Genomic DNA, 17,843 nt, shown 5'->3' on the forward strand with positions numbered 1-17,843 from the left:
ACCGCAATCCCGATGAAAGCTTCCCGATTTTTTGTCTCCACCCTCAAGGAAGCGCCCGCTGACGCCGAGGTCGCGAGCCACCGGCTCATGATGCGCGCCGGCATGATCAAGAAGCTCGGCACGGGCATCTACACCTACATGCCCATGGGACTGCGCGTGATCCGCAAGGTCGAAGCCATCGTGCGCGAGGAGATGAACCGCGCCGGCGCCGTCGAGATGACGATGCCCGTGGTGCAGCCTGCCGAGTTCTGGCAGGAGACCGGCCGCTTCGAGAAGATGGGCCCCGAGCTGCTGCGCATCAAGGACCGGCACGACCGCGACTTCGTGATCCAGCCGACCAGCGAAGAGGTGGTGACGGACATCGCGCGCCAGGAAATCCGCAGCTACAAGCAGCTGCCGAAGAATTTCTACCAGATCCAGACCAAGTTCCGCGACGAGCGCCGCCCGCGCTTCGGCCTGATGCGCGGGCGCGAATTCATCATGAAGGACGCCTACAGCTTCGACCGCGACCTCGACGCGGCCAAGGCCAGCTACCAGGTCATGGCGCAGGCCTACCGCAACATCTTCGACCGCTTCGGCCTGCGCTATCGCGCCGTGGCGGCCGACAGCGGCGCCATCGGCGGGGACCTGAGCGAAGAGTTCCAGGTGATCGCCGCCACGGGCGAGGACGCCATCGTCTACTGCCCCGACAGCAATTACGCCGCCAACATGGAAAAGGCCGAGGCCCTGGCCCCGGCCGGCCCGCGCCCTGCCGCCGCCAAGGCGCTCGAGAAGACGCCCACTCCGGGCAAGGCCACCTGCGAAGACGTTGCAGTGCTGCTCGGCGTGCCGCTGTCGACCACGGTCAAGTCGCTCGTGCTGGCCACCGACATTGTCGACGACGCAGGCAACCCCAAGGGCTCGCAGGTCTGGCTGCTGCTGCTGCGCGGCGACCACGAGATGAACGAGATCAAGGTCGGCAAGCTGCCAGGCCTGGACAAGGGCTTTCGCTTCGCGACCCTGGCCGAGATCGACGAGCACTTCGGCTGCAAGCCAGGCTACCTTGGCCCGCTGAACCTCAAGAAGCCCGTCAGGATGGTGGCCGACCGCGAGGTGGCCGTGATGGCCGACTGGATCACGGGCGCCAACGAGATCGACTTCCACATGACCGGCGTCAACTGGGGCCGCGACCTGCCCGAGCCCGACCTGGTCGCCGACCTGCGCAACGTGATCGCCGGCGACGCCTCGCCCGACGGCAAGGGCGTGCTGGCCATCGAGCGCGGCATCGAGGTCGGCCACGTGTTCGTGCTCGGCACCAAGTACAGCAAGGACATGAACGCCACCTACCTCGACGAAGGTGGCAAGCCGCAGTTCCTCGAGATGGGCTGCTACGGCATCGGCATCACGCGCCTGCCGGCGGCGGCCATCGAACAGAACCACGACGAGCGCGGCATCATCTGGCCCGACGCGCTGGCACCGTTCACGGTGGTGGTCTGCCCGATCGGCATGGACCGCAGCCCTGAGGTCAAGGTGGCCGCCGAAGCGCTGTATGAGCAACTGCTCGCTGCCGGCGTCGACGTGTTGCTCGACGACCGCGGCGAGCGCCCCGGCGCGATGTTCGCCGACTGGGAGCTCATCGGCGTGCCGCACCGCGTAGTGATCTCGGACCGCGGTCTGAAGGAAGGCCAGCTCGAATACCAGCACCGCCGTGACACGGCGGCCACCAAGGTACCTGCGGCCGGCATTGCGGAGTTCATCACCGGCAAGCTCGCGAAATGAGCGTGGAGGGCGGCCTCTCGCGACGCCAGTGCCTGGGCGGCGCCGTGACGGCAAGCGCCCTCGCCATGCTGTCGCTGCCACAGACCGCCCTGGCCGGTGCGCAGATCGAGGAGCCGCTGATCGACTCGGTGCGCACCGCGCTCAGCTCGGCCATCCACAACAAGGCACCGCCGGTGCCCCAGTTCGCGAACACCGAGGCCCGGCTCGCCTACCTGCGCTGGTTGGGCGAGATGAGCGAGCGGCTGCGCAAGAAGGTTGCCGACGCGCCATCGCGCATCGAATTCCTGCAGACCGCCTGGTACGAAGCCAAGCGCTCGGGGCTCGACGTGAGCCTGGTGCTCGGGCTCGTCCAGGTCGAGAGCAATTTCCGCAAGTTCGCGGTGTCGAGCGCCGGTGCGCGTGGCTACATGCAGGTCATGCCGTTCTGGACGCGCGTGATCGGCGACGCCGACCCGGCCAAGCTGTTTCACATGCAGACCAACCTGCGCTTCGGCTGCGTCATTCTTCGCCACTACCTCGACCGCGAGAACGGCGACCTGTACATGACGCTGGGTCGCTACAACGGCAGCCGCGGCAAGTCGCCGTACCCGAACGCGGTATTTGCCAACCAGCGGCTCTGGGTGTTCAACGACAGGGAGCGCGAGCGCGAGAAGGACCCCGCCTCCGCAGGCTGAGCCTCCGTCAGCCGGCCGGCGCCTTGGCAGTGGCCGAGCCCTTCGTGACCATCACCTGGTCAATGCGGTAGCTGTCCACGTCCATCACCTCGAAGGTGTAGCCGCCCCAGGTCACGCTGTCGGTGCGCTTGGGTACGCGGCGCAGCATCACCATCAGGAAGCCGGCCAGCGTCTCGTACTCCTCCGAGTGAGGCAGTTCGTCGATGTGCAGTGCGCGCTGCACGTCCTGGATGGGCGTGATGCCATCGATCAGCCACGAGTTCTCGTCGCGCTGCACGATCTGCTCCTCGTCGGGCATGGAGACGAGGTCGCCCATCACCGTGCTCATCACGTCGTTGAGCGTGATCACGCCCACCACGAGGCTGTATTCGTTGACGATGATCGCGAAGTCCTCGTGCGCCTGCTGGAACTGTTCGAGCACCTCGGTGAGCGACAGGCGATCGGGAATCACCAGCGCCTTGTGCAGCGGCAGGCCCTGGTCGAAGGCCAGCGGCTGGCCGCTCAGCACACGCTGGAACATGTCCTTGGCATCGACGTAGCCGAGCACGTGGTCGATGTCGCCGTCGCACACCGGATACGCCGAGTAGGGCTCGGCCACGATGCGCGCACGCAGCACCGTCTCGGGGTCGTCGTGCAGGAACCAGGCGATGCTGTCGCGCGCCGTCATCACGCTGCTGACCAGGCGCGTCTCCAGTTCGAACACGTTGGCGATCACCTGTTGCTCGCGCACCGCGAGCACGCCGGCCCGTGCGCCGGCCTCGGTCATCGCGAGGATGTCGGCCGAGGTGATCTTGTCGTCGCGCGCCATCGGCATGCCGAGCACTTTGAAAAGCAGGTCGGTGCAGCGCGTGAAGAACCACACCAGAGGCTTGAAGGTGGTGATCAGCACCTGCATCGGCCCGACCATGCGCACCGCCAACTGCTCGGGGTTGCTCATGCCCAGCCGCTTGGGGAACAGGTCGGCGAACACCAGGAACACCGCGATGATGATGACGAACGAGCACAGGAAGGCCGCGTTGGCGGAGGCCTCGACGCTCAGCCATTTCTCGAAGAACACCGCGAAGTAGGGGCTGAGCGAGCCCTCGCCGACCACGCCGCCGAGGATCGCCACCGCGTTCAGGCCGATCTGCACCACGGTGAAGTAGTGGCCGGGTTGCTCCTGCACGCGCAGCACCTTCTCGGCCCGGGGGTCGCCCTCGTCGGCCATCTGGCGCAGGCGCAGGCGGCGCGAGGCGGCCAGGGTGATTTCGGCAAGTGAGAAGAACGCGCTCATCGCGATCAGCATGGCGATGATGAGCAGGCTTTGGGTCAGGGTCATGGTGGCACGTCGAAGACGGCCACCATGGTGCCATGACTCGACACCCGAAAAGTGCTCAGACCCCGCCCTGCGGATGCGTGGGGTCGACCCAGAGTACCGATTCGGGCTTTTCGACGGGTTCGATGTCGAGGTTGACCGCCACCGCTTCGCCATCGCTGCGGCACAGCACGCATTCGAGCGTCTCGGTCGCGCTGGCGTTGATCTCCTGGTGCGGCACGTAGGGCGGCACGTAGATGAAGTCGCCCGGTCCGGCCTCGGCCGTGAACTCGAGCTTTTCCCCCCAGCGCATGCGGGCCCGGCCGCGCACGACGTAGATCACCGATTCGAGATGCCCATGGTGATGGGCGCCGGTCTTGGCGTCGGCGTGGATGGTCACGGTGCCGGCCCAGAGCTTCTGCGCGCCCACGCGGGCGAAGTTGATGGCCGCTGCCCGGTTCATGCCGGGCGTCTGGGCGGTGTTGGCGTCGAGCTGGTTGGCCGCGATCACGCGCACGCCATCGTGCTTCCAGGCCGACTCGCCTTCTTCATGCGAATGGCCGTGATCCGCGTGATCGTGGCTCATTGCGGGTCCCGTGGAATCAGGCTGCGCCGCCGCCGATGACCTGCTGCAGTTCGCCTGATTCGTACATCTCCATCATGATGTCCGAGCCGCCGACGAACTCGCCCTTCACGTAGAGCTGCGGAATCGTGGGCCAGTTGCTGTATTCCTTGATGCCCTGGCGGATGCCGTCGTCTTCGAGCACGTTGACGGTCTTGAGCGTTCGGGTGTCGACGCCGACCGCCTTCAGGATCTGGATCGCGCGGCCCGAGAAGCCGCACATCGGGAAGCTGGCGTTGCCCTTCATGAAGAGCACGAGGTCGTTGGTTTTGACGAGGTCGTCGATGCGTTGCTGGGCGTCGGACATGGGGACTCCTGAAAAGTGGGCTGGGGGGATTATTTCACCGTGCGCCAGATTCCGCCGGAGCAGCGCTGGATGCCGGCGAGGTCGTCGCGGCTTTGCACTTCGGCGAAACCGCGCGCGGCGAGCAGTTGACGCACGGCCGCAGCCTGGTCGTGGCCGTGTTCGAGCAGCAGCCAGCCGCCTTCGGCGAGGTGGCCGGGAGCGTTCTGCACGATCTGGCGGATGTCGTCGAGGCCGTCGGCGCCCGCGACCAATGCGGAAACGGGTTCGTGGCGCAGGGCGGGCAGGTGCGGGTCGCCGGCGGCGATGTACGGCGGGTTGCTCGCGATCACCGTGTAGCCGCTGCTGGCGCCGTCGAGCCAGTTCGCTTCGGTGAAGCACACCGGCAGGCCGAGGCGCTGCGCGTTGGCCTGGGCGACCGCCAATGCGTCGGCGCTGGCGTCGACCGCGTCGACTTGTGCATCGCGGCGGGCATGTTGCAGGGCCAGTGCGATCGCACCGCTGCCCGTGCCGAGATCAAGCACGCGCGGGGCGACACGGCCTTCGAGGCACTGCAGCGCCCATTCGACCAGCGTCTCGGTGTCGGGCCGCGGCACCAGCACGCGTGGATCGACGTGCAGGGCGAGGCCGTGGAACTCCTTCTCGCCGAGCAGATACGCGATCGGCTCGCCCGCGAGGCGGCGCGACAACTGCGCGCAGAGCGCGGCCCACGCCGCGTCGGGCATCGCATCGGTGTCGTGCGCCAGCAGCCAGGCGCGGTCATGCGGCGCCCGGCCCAGCGCGTGCAGCAGCAGCAACTGCGCGTCGAGCCGCTCCACGCCCAGCGCGACGGCCGCGGCCAGTGCCTGCGCCACGGTGGACGGCTTCGGGTCGTCGGCGGTCATCACGCTGGCAGGCTCGATTCCAGCTCGGCCAGCTGTTCGGCCTCACGCGCGGCGCGCAGCGCGTCGAGCACGTCGCCAAGGTCGCCTTCCATGATCGCGAGCAGCTTGTAGAGCGTGAGGTTGATGCGGTGGTCGGTGAGCCGGCCCTGCGGAAAGTTGTAGGTGCGGATGCGGTCCGAGCGGTCGCCGCTGCCGATCAGGCCCTTGCGCATGGCCGCGTCCTTGGCCGCTCGCTCGCTGCGGTCCTTCTCCTGGATGCGCGCCGACAGCACCTGCAGCGCCTTCGCCTTGTTGCGGTGCTGGCTGCGGTCGTCCTGGCACTCGGCCACGATGCCGGTCGGGATGTGCGTGATGCGCACGGCCGAGTCGGTCTTGTTGATGTGCTGTCCGCCCGCGCCGCTTGCGCGGTAGGTGTCGATGCGCAGGTCGGCCGGGTTGATCTGCACGGCCACGGTTTCGTCGGGCTCGGCCAGCACGGCGACCGTGCAGGCGCTGGTGTGGATGCGGCCTTGTGTTTCGGTCGCCGGCACGCGCTGAACGCGGTGGCCGCCCGACTCGAAGCGCAGGTGGCCGAACACCTCGTCGCCGACGATGCGGATCACCACTTCCTTGTAGCCGCCGAGCTCGCTTTCGCTCTCGCTCACCACCTCGCAGCGCCAGCCGGCGCGCTCGCAGTAGCGCGTGTACATGCGCAGCAGGTCGCCCGCGAACAGGGCCGATTCGTCGCCGCCGGTACCGGCGCGGATTTCGAGGAAGGCGTTGCGCGCGTCGTCGGGGTCCTTCGGCAGCAGCAGGCGCTGCAGTTCTTCTTCGAGCTGCACCAGCTCGGCTTCGGCGCCCGCGATTTCTTCCTTTGCCATCTCGGCCATGTCGGGGTCGTCGAGCATCTCCCTGGCACCGGCGATGTCGGCCTCGCGCTGCCTGTAGCGCTCGTAGCGGCCGGCGATCTGCGTGACTTCGGCATGCTCGCGCGAGATGGTGCGGTACTGCGCCATGTCGCTCATGATGTCTTCGCGCGAGAGCAGGAAGTCGAGCTCGCCGAGGCGTTGGGCGTAGCGTTCGAGTTGGTGGCGCAGAAAGGATTTCACGGAGGAACGGGACTCGAAAAATATGGAGGTGCTGCCGCAAAAGGGCAGCGCGCATGAAGACCGCGGCCGATCGGGCCTGGCGACGACGAGCGTCGCTAACGCTCTTTGCGCAGGAACAGGCGCGAGATGGCCTGCGCCGTCTGCTCGCGCGAGGCAGCATCGCCCGCGTGCAGTTCGGCCATGGCGCCGTGCATGATCTTCTGCGTGAGCCCGCGCGACATGGCCTCGAGCACGGCATCGACCGATTCGCCCCTGGCCAGCAGCTTGCGTGCGCGCGCCATCTCGGCGGCACGCCATTCGTCGGCCTGCGCATTGAGCTGCTGGATCAGCGGCACGGTGCCGCGCTGGCCCAGCCAGTGCATGAAGCTCTGCACGCCGGCGTCGATGATGACTTCGGCCTGCGCGACAGCCGCCTGGCGGTTGGCCTGGCCCTGTTGCACGACCTGTGCGAGGTCGTCGACGGTGTAGAGGTAGATGTCCTCGAGCGCCTTCACTTCGGGCTCGATGTCGCGCGGCACGGCCAGGTCGACCATGAACATCGGGCGGTGCTTGCGTGCCTTGAGCGCGCGCTCCACGGCGCCCAGGCCGATGATCGGCAGCGTGCTCGCCGTGCAGCTCACGATGATGTCGAACTCGGCGAGTCGCGCCGGCAGGTCGGCCAGGCGCATCGCTTCGGCGCCGAAGCGCGAAGCCAGTTTTTCGCCGCGCTCGAGCGTGCGGTTGGCAATGGCGATCGACCTGGGTTCCTTGGCTGCGAAGTGCGTGGCCGCGAGGTCGATCATCTCGCCCGCGCCGACGAACAGCACGCGCGTTTGATGAAGGTCTTCGAAGAGCTGGCCAGCGAGCCGGACCGCCGCGGCGGCCATGCTGATGGAGTGCGCGCCGATCTCGGTGGCGGTGCGGACTTCCTTCGCCACCGCGAAAGAGCGCTGGAACAGCTGGTTCAGCGTGCTGCCGAGCGCGCCGGCGGTTTCGGCCGCGCGCACGGCATCTTTCATCTGGCCGAGGATCTGAGCTTCGCCGAGCACCATCGAGTCGAGCCCGCTGGCCACGCGGAAGGCATGGCGGGCGGCTTCGTCGTCCTGAAGCGTGTAGGCGTGCGATCGCAGCAGGGCCGGGGCCACGCCGCCGCTTTGCGCCAGCCAGCCGAAGGTGTGGTCGAGTGCGGCCTGTTCCGAGGCGCAATAGATCTCGGTGCGATTGCAGGTGGAGATGATCGCGGCCTCGACCTGGGGGTGGCGGCCGGAGGCAAAGGAACTGCGCAGGCTCTGCAGCGTGGGGGCGATTTGGTCGAGCGCGAACGCGAAACGACCGCGCAGGTCGAGCGGCGCGGTCGTGTGGTTCAAGCCGAGAGCCCAGACTGACATGGCCGTGATTATAAAATCAGCAGCCGCATGAGCCTTGCGGAGGGACAAATGGCTTTCCCTATGACAGCCATATCCTTCGCCGCATGTCCCGGCGCACGCGCAATTCCCTCCGATGGACCTGCTGGCCCTCCTCGATCACCTGTTCAATTTCGTCGCTCCGGCGGCCTTCCTGGCCCTGGTGCTGGCTCTTGCCGGCCGGTTCCTGGGCGGCGGGCGCGCCGGCGTCCCGCGCTGGTGGGTGCAGTGGGCGCTGACCTTTGCCGTGGGTGTCGGCGTGTCGGTGATCGGCCTCGTGGTGTTCGGGCGCGACGGGATGATGGCGACCTACGCTGCGCTTGTGGTGGCCTGCGGCACCGTCCAGTGGCTGGCGATGCGCGGCTGGCGCCGATAGGGCCGATCGACTCCGGGCTGCGGCGGCGTGCACCGCGGCGCCGCCGCCGCAGCGAGGCTCAGGTCGGCATGCCGGGGATCGGCGAGTTGGACGTCGCGGGTGCCGGCGCCGCCGCGGCCGGCTCGGAGGGCGCCATCATGAAGGTGGTCGGCGTCGCCATCGGCAACGCGGCTTTCCTGAGCTCGTCGAGGATCACGAACAGCAGGTCGCTGCGCACGCCGCCCGCGAGCCGGGGGCTCGCCACATAGGCGATCGCCTGGAAGATCAGCAGCCCGTTCTCGATACCCTCGAGCGTGAGCGACGGCGCCGGCGTTTCCAGCACGCCTTCGTGCCCCCTGCAGGCCGCGAGGATCAGATCGCGCACGCGCTGCGCGTCGGTGGTCAGCGGCATCGGCAGGCGGATCAGCACGCGGCCCTCGGCATTGGCCAGCGTCATGTTGCGAACCGTCTTGGTGATGAACTCCGAGTTCGGCACGATGAGTGTCGAACGGTCGCCAAGCTGGATCTCGGTGGCGCGCACGTTGATGCGCCGCACGTCGCCCTCGGCCGTGCCCAGTACCACCCAGTCGCCCACCTTCACCGGCTGCTCCGCCAGCAGGATCAGCCCGGAGATGAAGTTCTGCACGATCGCCTGCAGCCCGAAGCCGATGCCCACCGACAGCGCGCTCGCCACCCACGCGATGCGCTCGATGCCGATGCCCAGCGCCGACAGGGAGAACGCAATCACCATGATGCCGCCCACGTAGCCCAGCAGCGTGGTGATCGAGTTCTGCATGCCCGGCTCGAACTGCGTGTTCGGCAGGTAGCTGCGCGTGAGCCAGCGCTTGAAGATGCGCAGGACGATGAAGCCCAACACCGCCACCGCCACCGCGCTCAGGATCGCGCCCGGCACCAGTTGGAATTCGCCTACCTTCACGCCGGTGCCGAGCTTGCCGCTGCGCTGGAACACTTCGCTCGGAGATGTGCCCAGCGGCGCGGCCAGCGCGATCAGCATGTAGACGAACAGCGCCACGCGGCTGATGCCCGACAGCACCGTGGCCGCCTGGTCCAGCGTCTGCGGTGCGAGGCTGAAGCTCTTCTGCAGCTTCTGGCCGAAGGTGCTGCGCGAGGCTACGCTGGCCATGAACACGTCGTCGGCGAACTTGAACAGCACGTAGAAGGCAGCGGCCACGATGCCGCTCCAGGTCAGCTGCGAGGCCAGGAAGCTGCCCAGCGCCACGTAGCCCAGCGCCACCAGCACCCAGATGGCGATCATCAGCATGCCGATCAGCGCCACCAGCAGGCCGACCCACATCGGCCGCTCGGGCAGGCCGGCCTCGGGCGCATCGGCGCGCAGCGCCTTGAGCCGGTAGATCACCGTGCCCACCAGGGCCGTCAGCACCAGCGCCGTCAGCACATGCGTGGTCACCACGGCGGCGAAGCTGGCGTCGATCAGCGCATTGATCTCGGCCGGCGTCCAGGCCAGTGCCGCCACCAGCGCCACCAGCCAGGGCAGCGCGGCAAGCCGGCTGGCCGTGGCGTCGGGGATCGGCGGCAGCCGCCATGAGGGGCGCGAAGTGGCCAGCAGCGCGCGGCCCAGGCCGATGACGAAGGCCATGAAGGTCAGCGCCTGCGCCGCCGATTGCAGCGCCTTGCGCGCCTGCGGGTCCCAGGTGGCGTAGGTCTTGAGCACTTCCACGAAGCCGTGCGCGGCTACCGCCACCAGCAGCACGTGGCTCGCGACGATGGCGATCACCAGCAACGAGCGGCGCAGCCTGCCGGCCGGCAGCACCCGCATGGAGAGCCGCGCCAGCAGGTGCTCGGCACCCCAGACGCCCAGGAAGGCCAACAGCAGCGCGCCTATCAGCGCGGCGATCACCGCCGTGCGCGATGCGGGTGCCAGCGCCTGTTCGATGCCGTTGCCGAGGGCCGTGCCCATGGCCTGCAGCCGTGCCAGGTCGTCGGGCCAGGCCTCCTGCAGGTCGTTCCAGAAGGCCTCGGTGAGCGGCGAGGCCGCGCGCTCGGTGAGCTGGGCCTCGAACAGTGCGCGCCGCTGCGTGACCAGGTCGGCGCCGCGCTGGCGCACGTCGATGGACAGAAGCTTCGCAAGCCGGATGTCGGCGTCGAGCGCGTTGCGCTCCTTCGTCAGCTGCGCGCGCTGGCGCGTGATGCCGGGGTCTTCGGTGCTGCCGGCAGCGGGCGGGTTGCCGAGCTCGCCCAGGCGTGCGTTGAGGTCTGCGAGGTCGCCGGTGCGCGCGGCGACGAATTTGTCCGCCTGCGCGCCGATGTCGTTGATCTGCCCGATCTGCTTGCGCGGGTCGTCCTCGGCGTCGCCGCCCTTGCCCGGGTCGGCGGTGAGCTTGTTGAATTGCGCCCGCAGTTCAGCCACGGTGGGCGCGGGGGCTGCCGCGGCGGCGGTGTTGGCGCTGTTGTTGGGATTGCCGGTGCCGGCGTTCATGCTGGCATCGGGCTGCGCGAACGCGCCGCACACCGACAGGGCCAGCAGGATGGCGAGGCCGAAGCCCGCCAGGCGAGAGGTCCGATTCATGGCCGCATCATAGAAGCGGCCATGAGGTAAGAGCCTGTAAGAAACGTGCGCCTCAGCCGGTCGGGCTGAACAGGTCGACCCGGTCAGTGATGATGCCATCGGTACCCAGGCCGATCAGCCGCTGCGCCGCCCATTCGTCGTTCACCGTGTAGCTCAGCGCGCGCATGCCGGCGCCGTGCACCTGCGCGACTACTGCGGCGTCCCACAGCGCGTGATTGCAGACGATGGCCACGCAACCCAACTGTTGCGCGGCTTCGAGCCAGCCGTTCCACAGCGTGTCGAGCAGCAGACCGCGCGGCAGCTCTGGCTGCACCGCTTGCGCGCCTTTCAGCGATTCGACCTGGAAGGACGTGAGCAGCGGCGGTACGGCCGCGCCTTGCCACAGGCGCGCAGCCTCACGCGCCACCACCTCGCCGGTTTCGCGCTCGACGCCCGGCGTCGGCTTGATCTCGATGTTCAGCAGGTGGCCGTTCGCCAGGCAGTAGCGCGCGAGGTTCTCCAGCGTGGGCAGCGGTTCGCCCGCATGGGCGCGTGAGTGCCAGCTGCCCGCATCGAGCTGCGCCAGTGCGCTCCAGGGCTGGGCGCCGCCGGTGCCGTGGCCGCTGGTGGTGCGGTCCAGTGTGGCGTCGTGCATCAGGAAGGGCACGCCGTCGGCGCTGAGCTTGGCGTCGCACTCGAACATGCGGTAGCCGTGCGAGGCGCCTAACCGGAACGCGGCCAGCGTGTTCTCGGGGGCCAGCTTGCCGGCGCCGCGATGCGCGACCCAGCGGGGGTAGGGCCAGGAATTCATGATCATTCTTTGAGTGAGGCCCCGGTTTCTTCGTGGGGCACCGCGGAACCGGCTTTGCCGGGCCGCTGGTGCCGCCCCCGGTAGGGGGTTGGCGAAGCGACACGAAGTGCGCGCAGCCTGGGGGCGAGCATCAATCAGCGCGCTTGCCGGAGCCGGCGTCGAACCAGTGCAGCTTGTCTTCGCGTGCGGCGATCTTCACCGTGTCGCCTGCCACCGGCGGATGGTCGCCTTCGTCAGTGCGCATGATGATCTGCTCATCGCCGATGCGGCCGTACACCAGGCGCTCGGCGCCCAGCAGCTCGACCTGCTCGACCTGCACCGTCCAGCCGCTCTCGTCGAGCTTCAGGTGTTCGGGGCGGATGCCCAGGATCTGGCCGGGCCGCACGCCCGGCGCATGCTTGAGCAGGTTCATCGGCGGCGAGCCGATGAAGCTCGCCACGAAGGTGGTCGCCGGACGCGAGTACACCTCTTCGGGCGTCGCGAACTGGTCCATCACGCCGCCGTTCATCACGATGATGCGCTGCGCCAGCGTCATCGCCTCGACCTGGTCGTGCGTGACGAACAGCGAGGTGATGCCGAGTTCGCGGTGCAGCTTCTGGATTTCGAGGCGCGTCTGCGCGCGCAGCTTGGCGTCGAGGTTCGACAGCGGTTCGTCGAACAGGAAAACCTGCGGCTGGCGCACGATGGCGCGGCCCATGGCCACGCGCTGGCGCTGGCCGCCGGAGAGTTCGCGCGGCTTGCGCTCCAGCAGGTGGCCGAGTTCGAGGATCTTCGCGGCCTTGTCGACGCGCACCTTGATCTCATCGACCGGTACCTTGGCGATCTTCAGGCCGTAGGCCATGTTCGCGAACACGCTCATGTGCGGGTACAGCGCGTAGTTCTGGAACACCATGGCGATGTCGCGCTCGGAGGGTTCGAGCTGGTTCACCACCTTGCCGCCGATGGCGATCTCGCCGGCCGAGATTTCCTCCAGGCCGGCCACCATGCGCAGCAGCGTGGACTTGCCGCATCCCGAGGGGCCGACGATCACGATGAATTCATGGTTGGCGATCTCGGCGCTCACGCCGTGGATGACCTGGTTGGCTTTCGGCCCGTGGCCGTAGCGCTTGATGACGTTGCGTAGGGAAAGTGCAGCCATGTTCTTCTCGATTTCGGCCTCGACCACGAGGCGCTGTTATTTCCAAAACCACCGCGGAACCGGCTTTGCCGGGCCGCTGGTGGTGCCCCCGGTAGGGGGGAAGGCGTAGCGACACGAAGTGCGCGAAGCCTGGGGGCGAGCCTATTTCTCTGTATCAACAAGGCCCTTGACGAACCACTTTTGCATCAGCACAACCACCAGCGCGGGCGGCAGCATGGCGAGGATGGCGGTGGCCATCACGACGTTCCATTCGTTCTGGCCGTCACCGCCGGCGATGAGCCGCTTGATACCGACCACGATCGGGTACATGTCCTCGTTGGTGACCGCCAGCAGCGGCCACAGGTACTGGTTCCAGCCGTAGATGAACTGGATCACGAAGAGCGCGGCAATGCTGGTCTTCGACAGTGGCAGCAGCACGTCGAAGAAGAAGCGCATCGGGCTCGCGCCATCCATTCGCGATGCCTCGGTGAGTTCCTCGGGCACGGTCAGGAAGAATTGGCGGAACAGGAAGGTGGCCGTGGCCGACGCGATCAGCGGCACCGTGAGGCCCGCGTAGCTGTTCAGCATGCTCAGGTCCGACAGCACCTTGTAGGTGGGCAGGATGCGCACTTCCACCGGCAGCATCAGTGTCACGAAGATCGCCCAGAAGCAGATCTTCTTGAAGGGGAAGCGGAAGTAGACGATGGCGAAGGCTGACAGCAGCGAGATGGCGATCTTGCCGATGGCGATGACCAGTGCCGTCACCAGGCTGACCCACATCATGTGGGCCACCGGGGCGTTGGAGCCTGCGCTGCTCGCGCGGCCGAAGAGCGCGCCCTTGTAGCTGTCGAGCATGTTCGAGCCCGGCAGCAGCGGCATCGGCCGCTGCACGATTTCCTGTGCGGTGTGGGTGGACGCCACGAAGGCGAGGTAGATGGGGAAGGCGACGATCAGGACGCCGAGGATCATCACCACGTGGGCCAGGACGCCCTGAGTGCTTCTTCTTTCAACCATGTCAGTACTGCACCTTTTTCTCGACGTAGCGGAATTGCACGATGGTGAGCGCGATCACGATCACCATCAGCACGACCGACTGCGCGGCCGAGCCACCCAGGTCCAGCGCCTTGAAGCCGTCGTGATAGACCTTGTAGACGAGGATTTCCGTGTCCTTGCCCGGACCGCCTTCGGTGGCCGCGTGAACGATGGCGAAGGTGTCGAAGAACGCGTAGACCACGTTCATCACCAGCAGGAAGAAGGTGGTGGGAGACAGCAGCGGGAACTGCACCGTCCAGAAGCGGCGCCATGGGCGCGCGCCGTCGATGGCCGCCGCCTCGATCAGCGACTTGGGAATGGACTGCAGGCCAGCCAGGAAGAACAGGAAGTTGTACGAGATCTGCTTCCACACCGCGGCCATCACGATCAGCGTCATCGCGTGCTTTGAATTGAGCAGGTGGTTCCAGTCGATGCCGATCTTGCCGAGCGCATAGGCGACCACGCCCAGCGAAGGGGAGAACATGAAGACCCAGAGCACGGCTGCCACGGCGGGCGCCACGGCGTAGGGCAGGATCAGCATGGTCTTGTAGAACATGCCCCCGCTCACGATGCGATCGGCAAAGACGGCCAGCGTCAGCGACAGGCTCAGGCCGATGGTGGCCACCAGCACCGAGAAGACGGCGGTGGTCTTGAACGACTCGCCATAGGCCGGGTCGTGGAACAGGTCCTTGAAGTTCTGCAGCCCGACGAAGTCGACGGATGTGCCGAATGCGTCCTGCTGCTGCATCGATTGCAGGATGGCTTGTGCCGCCGGCCAGAAGAAAAACACGAGGATCACCGCCATCTGCGGTGCCAGCAGCAGCCAGGGCAACCAGCCCGAGCGAAAGAAAACGCGTTTTTCCATGAACCCTCTACATAAAAAATCCCGCCCGGCCCGCTCTTGCGCAAGAGCGGACGGGGGCGGGCGATGTTAGCCGGACACGCGAGGGGTCCGGTTGTCGATCGTCAGCTCTTGTTGGCCTTCTGGAAGCGTTCCAGCTGCTCGTTGCCGCGGGTCACGATGGCGTCGAGGGCTTCCTTGGCGGTTTTCTTGCCGTTCCAGACCTGTTCGAGCTCTTCGTCCTCGATGGCGCGGATCTGCACGTAGTTGCCCAGGCGGATGCCGCGGCTCTTGTCGGTGACCTTGCGGATCATCTGTGTCACGGCCACGTCGGTGCCGGGGTTCTGCTTGTAGAAGCCCGAGTCCTCGGTGAGCTTGTACGAGGCCATGGTCACGGGCAGGTAGCCCGTGCGCTTGTGGCTGGCGGACTGCACTTCAGGCGTCGAGATGAAGCTGAAGAACTTGGCCACGCCCTTGTACTCGGCCGGTTTCTTGCCCGACATGACCCACAGGCTGGCGCCGCCGATCACGGTGTTCTGCGGTGCGCCCGGCACGTCCGGGTAGTAGGGCAGGGGCGCCAGGCCGTAGGCGAACTTGGCGTTCTTCGCCACGTTGCCATAGAAGCCCGAGGACGTGTTGATCATGGCGCACTCGCCCGAGACGAACGAGGCTTCAGGCACGTTGCCGCGGCCCTTGTAGATGAACAGGCCCTGCTTGGCCATGCTGGCCAGGTTCTCGATGTGGCGCTGGTGCAGCGGCGAGTTCACCTTCAGGCGCGCGTCCAGGCCCTGCAGGCCGTTGGACTTGCTCGCGAACTCCACGTTGTGCCAGGCCGAGAAGCTCTCGACCTGCGTCCAGTTCTGCCAGGCCGTGGTGAACGGGCACTTGTGGCCGCTGGCCTTGAGCTTGGCGGCGGCGGCGACCACTTCGGGCCAGGTCGACGGCGCCTTGTCGGTGGGCAGGCCGGCGGCCTTGAAGGCGTCCTTGTTGAAATAGAAGATGGTGGTCGAGCTGTTGAAGGGGAAGCTCAGCATCTGGCCATTGGGGGCGGTGTAGTAGCCGGCCACGGCGGGGATGTAGGCGGCCGGGTCGAACTTCTCGCCCGCGTCCTTCATGACCTGGCCGACCGGCACGATCGCGCCCTTGCTGGCCATCATGGTGGCGGTGCCCACTTCGAAAACCTGCAGGATGTGCGGTGCGTTGCCGGCGCGGAAGGCCGCGATGGACGCCGTCATCGATTCGTCGTACGTGCCCTTGAAGGTCGGCACGACCTTGTATTCCTTCTGGCTCTCGTTGAACTGCTTGGCCAGGTCGTTGACCCATTCGTTGTTGACGGCGGTCATCGAGTGCCACCACTGGATCTCGGTCTGGGCCTGCGCCACGTTGAACAGCGTGGTGGCGGCCAACGCCGATGCCAGCGCGAGCGTCTTGAATCGCATGAAGACTCCTGAAGGGGAAAATGGAAAGCGCGGATGCTAGGGCATGTGCATGACACAGCCGCGTCACATTGGCGCACGGAGCGCCGCTTTCTTCCAATCAGGGAAACCCCTTTGGCCTCATGCCCGGCGCGGGCGACAACCCTGCATGCTGCGCTGCACCATGCTAGCATCGCCCTCCCTTTTTCTGGCCTAGCTTGTCGCCATGGCCGGGGCTTCCGCGAGACCGCCATGAGCAGCAAAACCTCCCTCGACAAAAGCAGGATCAAGTTCCTCTTGCTCGAAGGCATCCACCCCTCGGCCGTGGAGGTGCTGCGCGCCGCCGGCTACACCAACATCGAGTCGCTGCCGGGCGCACTGCCCGACGCCGAACTCAAGGCCAAGATCGCCGATGTCCACTTCCTGGGCATCCGTTCGCGCACCCAGCTGACGGCCGAGGTGTTCGCAGCCGCCCACAAGCTGGTGGCCGCCGGGTGCTTCTGCATCGGCACCAACCAGGTCGACCTCGAGGCGGCGCGCGAGCACGGCGTGGCCGTTTTCAATGCCCCTTACTCCAATACCCGCTCGGTGGCCGAGCTGGTGCTGGCCGAAGCCATCCTGCTGCTGCGCGGAGTGCCCGAAAAGAGCGCGGTGGCGCACCGCGGCGGCTGGCTCAAGTCGGCCGACAACGCGTTCGAGATCCGCGGCAAGACGCTGGGCATCGTGGGCTACGGCTCGATCGGCGCGCAGCTGTCGGTGCTGGCCGAGGCGCTGGGCATGCATGTGGCCTTCTTCGACGTGGTCACCAAGCTGCCGCTGGGCAATGCGCGCCAGGTGCGCGAGCTGCACCAGCTGCTGGCGCAGAGCGACATCGTGACGCTGCACGTGCCCGAGACCCAGGCCACGCAGTGGATGATCGGCGCGGCCGAGATCGCCGCGATGAAGCCGGGCGCCATCCTGCTGAACGCCTCGCGCGGCACGGTGGTCGAGATCGAGCCGCTGGCCGAGGCCCTGAAGAGCAAGAAACTGCTGGGCGCCGCCATCGACGTGTTTCCGGTGGAGCCGCGCACCAACAAGGACGAGTTCCTGTCGCCGCTGCGGGGCCTGGACAACGTGATCCTGACGCCGCACATCGGCGGATCGACGATGGAGGCCCAGGCCAACATCGGGCTGGAAGTGGCCGAGAAGCTGGTCAAGTACAGCGACAACGGCACCTCGACTTCTTCGGTCAACTTTCCGGAGGTGGCGCTGCCGGCGCACCCGGGCAAGCACCGCCTGCTGCACGTCCACCGCAACGTGCCGGGCGTGCTGTCCGAGATCAACAAGATCTTCTCGGACAACAACATCAACATCTCCTCGCAGTTCCTGCAGACGAACGAGAAGATCGGCTACGTGGTGATGGACATCGACGCGGCTTCTTCCGACCTGGCGCTGGAGAAGCTGGCGAAGGTGAGCGGGACGATCCGCAGCCGCGTGCTGTTCTGATTTGGGTTTCCCCGGGTACGGCGCTGGGTGCTGTGCCCCTTTCCTTGGAGCCCGCTCCCGGTTTTGCTCCCTCTCCCTCCAGGGGAGGGTTGGGGTGAGGGCAGCGGCATCAAAGCCACGACAGGCGTCCGGTATGCGGTACGGCCCAGCCCGCGCGACGCCCCTGGCACAAGGACAACGCCAGGACCCCAAGGCAAGACCCCAAGCCCTGCCCTAAAATCATCCCCCCGGCTACATGGGCGCGCAGCGCCTGG

Annotated in this window: 16 protein-coding genes; 4 read left to right on the forward strand and 12 right to left on the reverse strand. The window is 67.0% G+C overall.

All coding sequences use genetic code 11. From position 1 onward, the window contains the following. Positions 1-12: 12 nt before the first annotated feature. A complete protein-coding gene (locus AC1DFC_RS12035; RefSeq protein ID WP_413334054.1) occupies positions 13-1,758 on the forward strand; it encodes a proline--tRNA ligase in 1,746 nt (581 codons plus the stop codon). Next, entirely contained in the window at positions 1,755-2,432 is a 678-nt protein-coding gene (locus tag AC1DFC_RS12040) for a lytic transglycosylase domain-containing protein (RefSeq protein WP_007833257.1), read from the forward strand. The genes AC1DFC_RS12035 and AC1DFC_RS12040 overlap by 4 nt, the downstream gene beginning before the upstream one ends. A gap of 7 nt (positions 2,433-2,439) precedes the next feature. Here the strand turns inward: AC1DFC_RS12040 and paeA are convergent, their stop codons facing one another. From paeA to hemA, 6 genes are all read right to left on the reverse strand, one after another. Further along, positions 2,440-3,750, reverse strand: a complete 1,311-nt coding sequence (gene paeA / locus AC1DFC_RS12045) for a polyamine export protein PaeA (RefSeq protein ID WP_007833260.1) — start codon at positions 3,748-3,750, stop codon at positions 2,440-2,442. Positions 3,751-3,805: 55 nt separating this feature from the next. Continuing rightward, positions 3,806-4,312, reverse strand: coding sequence for a cupin domain-containing protein (locus tag AC1DFC_RS12050; protein WP_007833262.1), 507 nt, complete (start codon positions 4,310-4,312; stop codon positions 3,806-3,808). Between the two features lie 16 nt (positions 4,313-4,328). Continuing rightward, the gene (grxD, locus tag AC1DFC_RS12055) at positions 4,329-4,655 is read right to left on the reverse strand and encodes a Grx4 family monothiol glutaredoxin (protein ID WP_007833264.1); all 327 of its coding nucleotides are present in this window, start codon (positions 4,653-4,655) and stop codon (positions 4,329-4,331) included. Positions 4,656-4,684: 29 nt separating this feature from the next. Further along, positions 4,685-5,536, reverse strand: coding sequence for a peptide chain release factor N(5)-glutamine methyltransferase (gene prmC / locus AC1DFC_RS12060; protein WP_478179303.1), 852 nt, complete (start codon positions 5,534-5,536; stop codon positions 4,685-4,687). Beyond that, positions 5,536-6,624, reverse strand: coding sequence for a peptide chain release factor 1 (gene prfA / locus AC1DFC_RS12065; RefSeq protein WP_007833268.1), 1,089 nt, complete (start codon positions 6,622-6,624; stop codon positions 5,536-5,538). The genes prmC and prfA overlap by 1 nt, the downstream gene beginning before the upstream one ends. 95 nt (positions 6,625-6,719) lie before the next feature. Continuing rightward, on the reverse strand, positions 6,720-7,991 hold the full coding sequence (hemA, locus tag AC1DFC_RS12070; protein ID WP_007833271.1) for a glutamyl-tRNA reductase: 1,272 nt from the start codon (positions 7,989-7,991) through the stop codon (positions 6,720-6,722). Between the two features lie 112 nt (positions 7,992-8,103). Here hemA and AC1DFC_RS12075 point away from each other — a divergent pair, with 112 nt between their 5' ends. Next, a complete protein-coding gene (locus tag AC1DFC_RS12075; RefSeq protein WP_007833272.1) occupies positions 8,104-8,382 on the forward strand; it encodes a hypothetical protein in 279 nt (92 codons plus the stop codon). Positions 8,383-8,440: 58 nt separating this feature from the next. Here AC1DFC_RS12075 and AC1DFC_RS12080 read toward each other — a convergent pair whose 3' ends face one another. The 6 genes from AC1DFC_RS12080 to ugpB form a co-directional block, all read right to left on the reverse strand. Beyond that, positions 8,441-10,909: a DUF3772 domain-containing protein gene (locus tag AC1DFC_RS12080; protein WP_478179304.1), complete on the reverse strand. Its 2,469-nt coding sequence runs from the start codon at positions 10,907-10,909 to the stop codon at positions 8,441-8,443. A 52-nt stretch (positions 10,910-10,961) separates the two neighbouring features. After that, entirely contained in the window at positions 10,962-11,705 is a 744-nt protein-coding gene (gene ugpQ, locus AC1DFC_RS12085; RefSeq protein ID WP_478179305.1) for a glycerophosphodiester phosphodiesterase, read from the reverse strand. Between the two features lie 124 nt (positions 11,706-11,829). Beyond that, positions 11,830-12,837 carry a sn-glycerol-3-phosphate ABC transporter ATP-binding protein UgpC gene (gene ugpC, locus AC1DFC_RS12090; RefSeq protein ID WP_413334044.1) on the reverse strand — a complete coding sequence of 336 codons (1,008 nt, stop codon included), beginning with the start codon at positions 12,835-12,837 and terminating at the stop codon, positions 11,830-11,832. Positions 12,838-12,978: 141 nt separating this feature from the next. Then, positions 12,979-13,830: a sn-glycerol-3-phosphate ABC transporter permease UgpE gene (gene ugpE, locus AC1DFC_RS12095; protein WP_007837107.1), complete on the reverse strand. Its 852-nt coding sequence runs from the start codon at positions 13,828-13,830 to the stop codon at positions 12,979-12,981. Position 13,831: 1 nt separating this feature from the next. Next, positions 13,832-14,713, reverse strand: coding sequence for a sn-glycerol-3-phosphate ABC transporter permease UgpA (gene ugpA / locus AC1DFC_RS12100; RefSeq protein WP_007837109.1), 882 nt, complete (start codon positions 14,711-14,713; stop codon positions 13,832-13,834). A 101-nt stretch (positions 14,714-14,814) separates the two neighbouring features. Further along, positions 14,815-16,128 (reverse strand): sn-glycerol-3-phosphate ABC transporter substrate-binding protein UgpB, encoded by a 1,314-nt coding sequence (ugpB, locus tag AC1DFC_RS12105; RefSeq protein ID WP_007837114.1) that lies wholly within the window; start codon positions 16,126-16,128, stop codon positions 14,815-14,817. Between the two features lie 228 nt (positions 16,129-16,356). Between ugpB and serA the strand changes: the two genes are divergently transcribed. Next, positions 16,357-17,589: a phosphoglycerate dehydrogenase gene (gene serA / locus AC1DFC_RS12110; protein WP_056593990.1), complete on the forward strand. Its 1,233-nt coding sequence runs from the start codon at positions 16,357-16,359 to the stop codon at positions 17,587-17,589. Positions 17,590-17,843 lie beyond the last annotated feature (254 nt).

It is taken from the genome of Variovorax sp. 10L421, assembly GCF_056395365.1.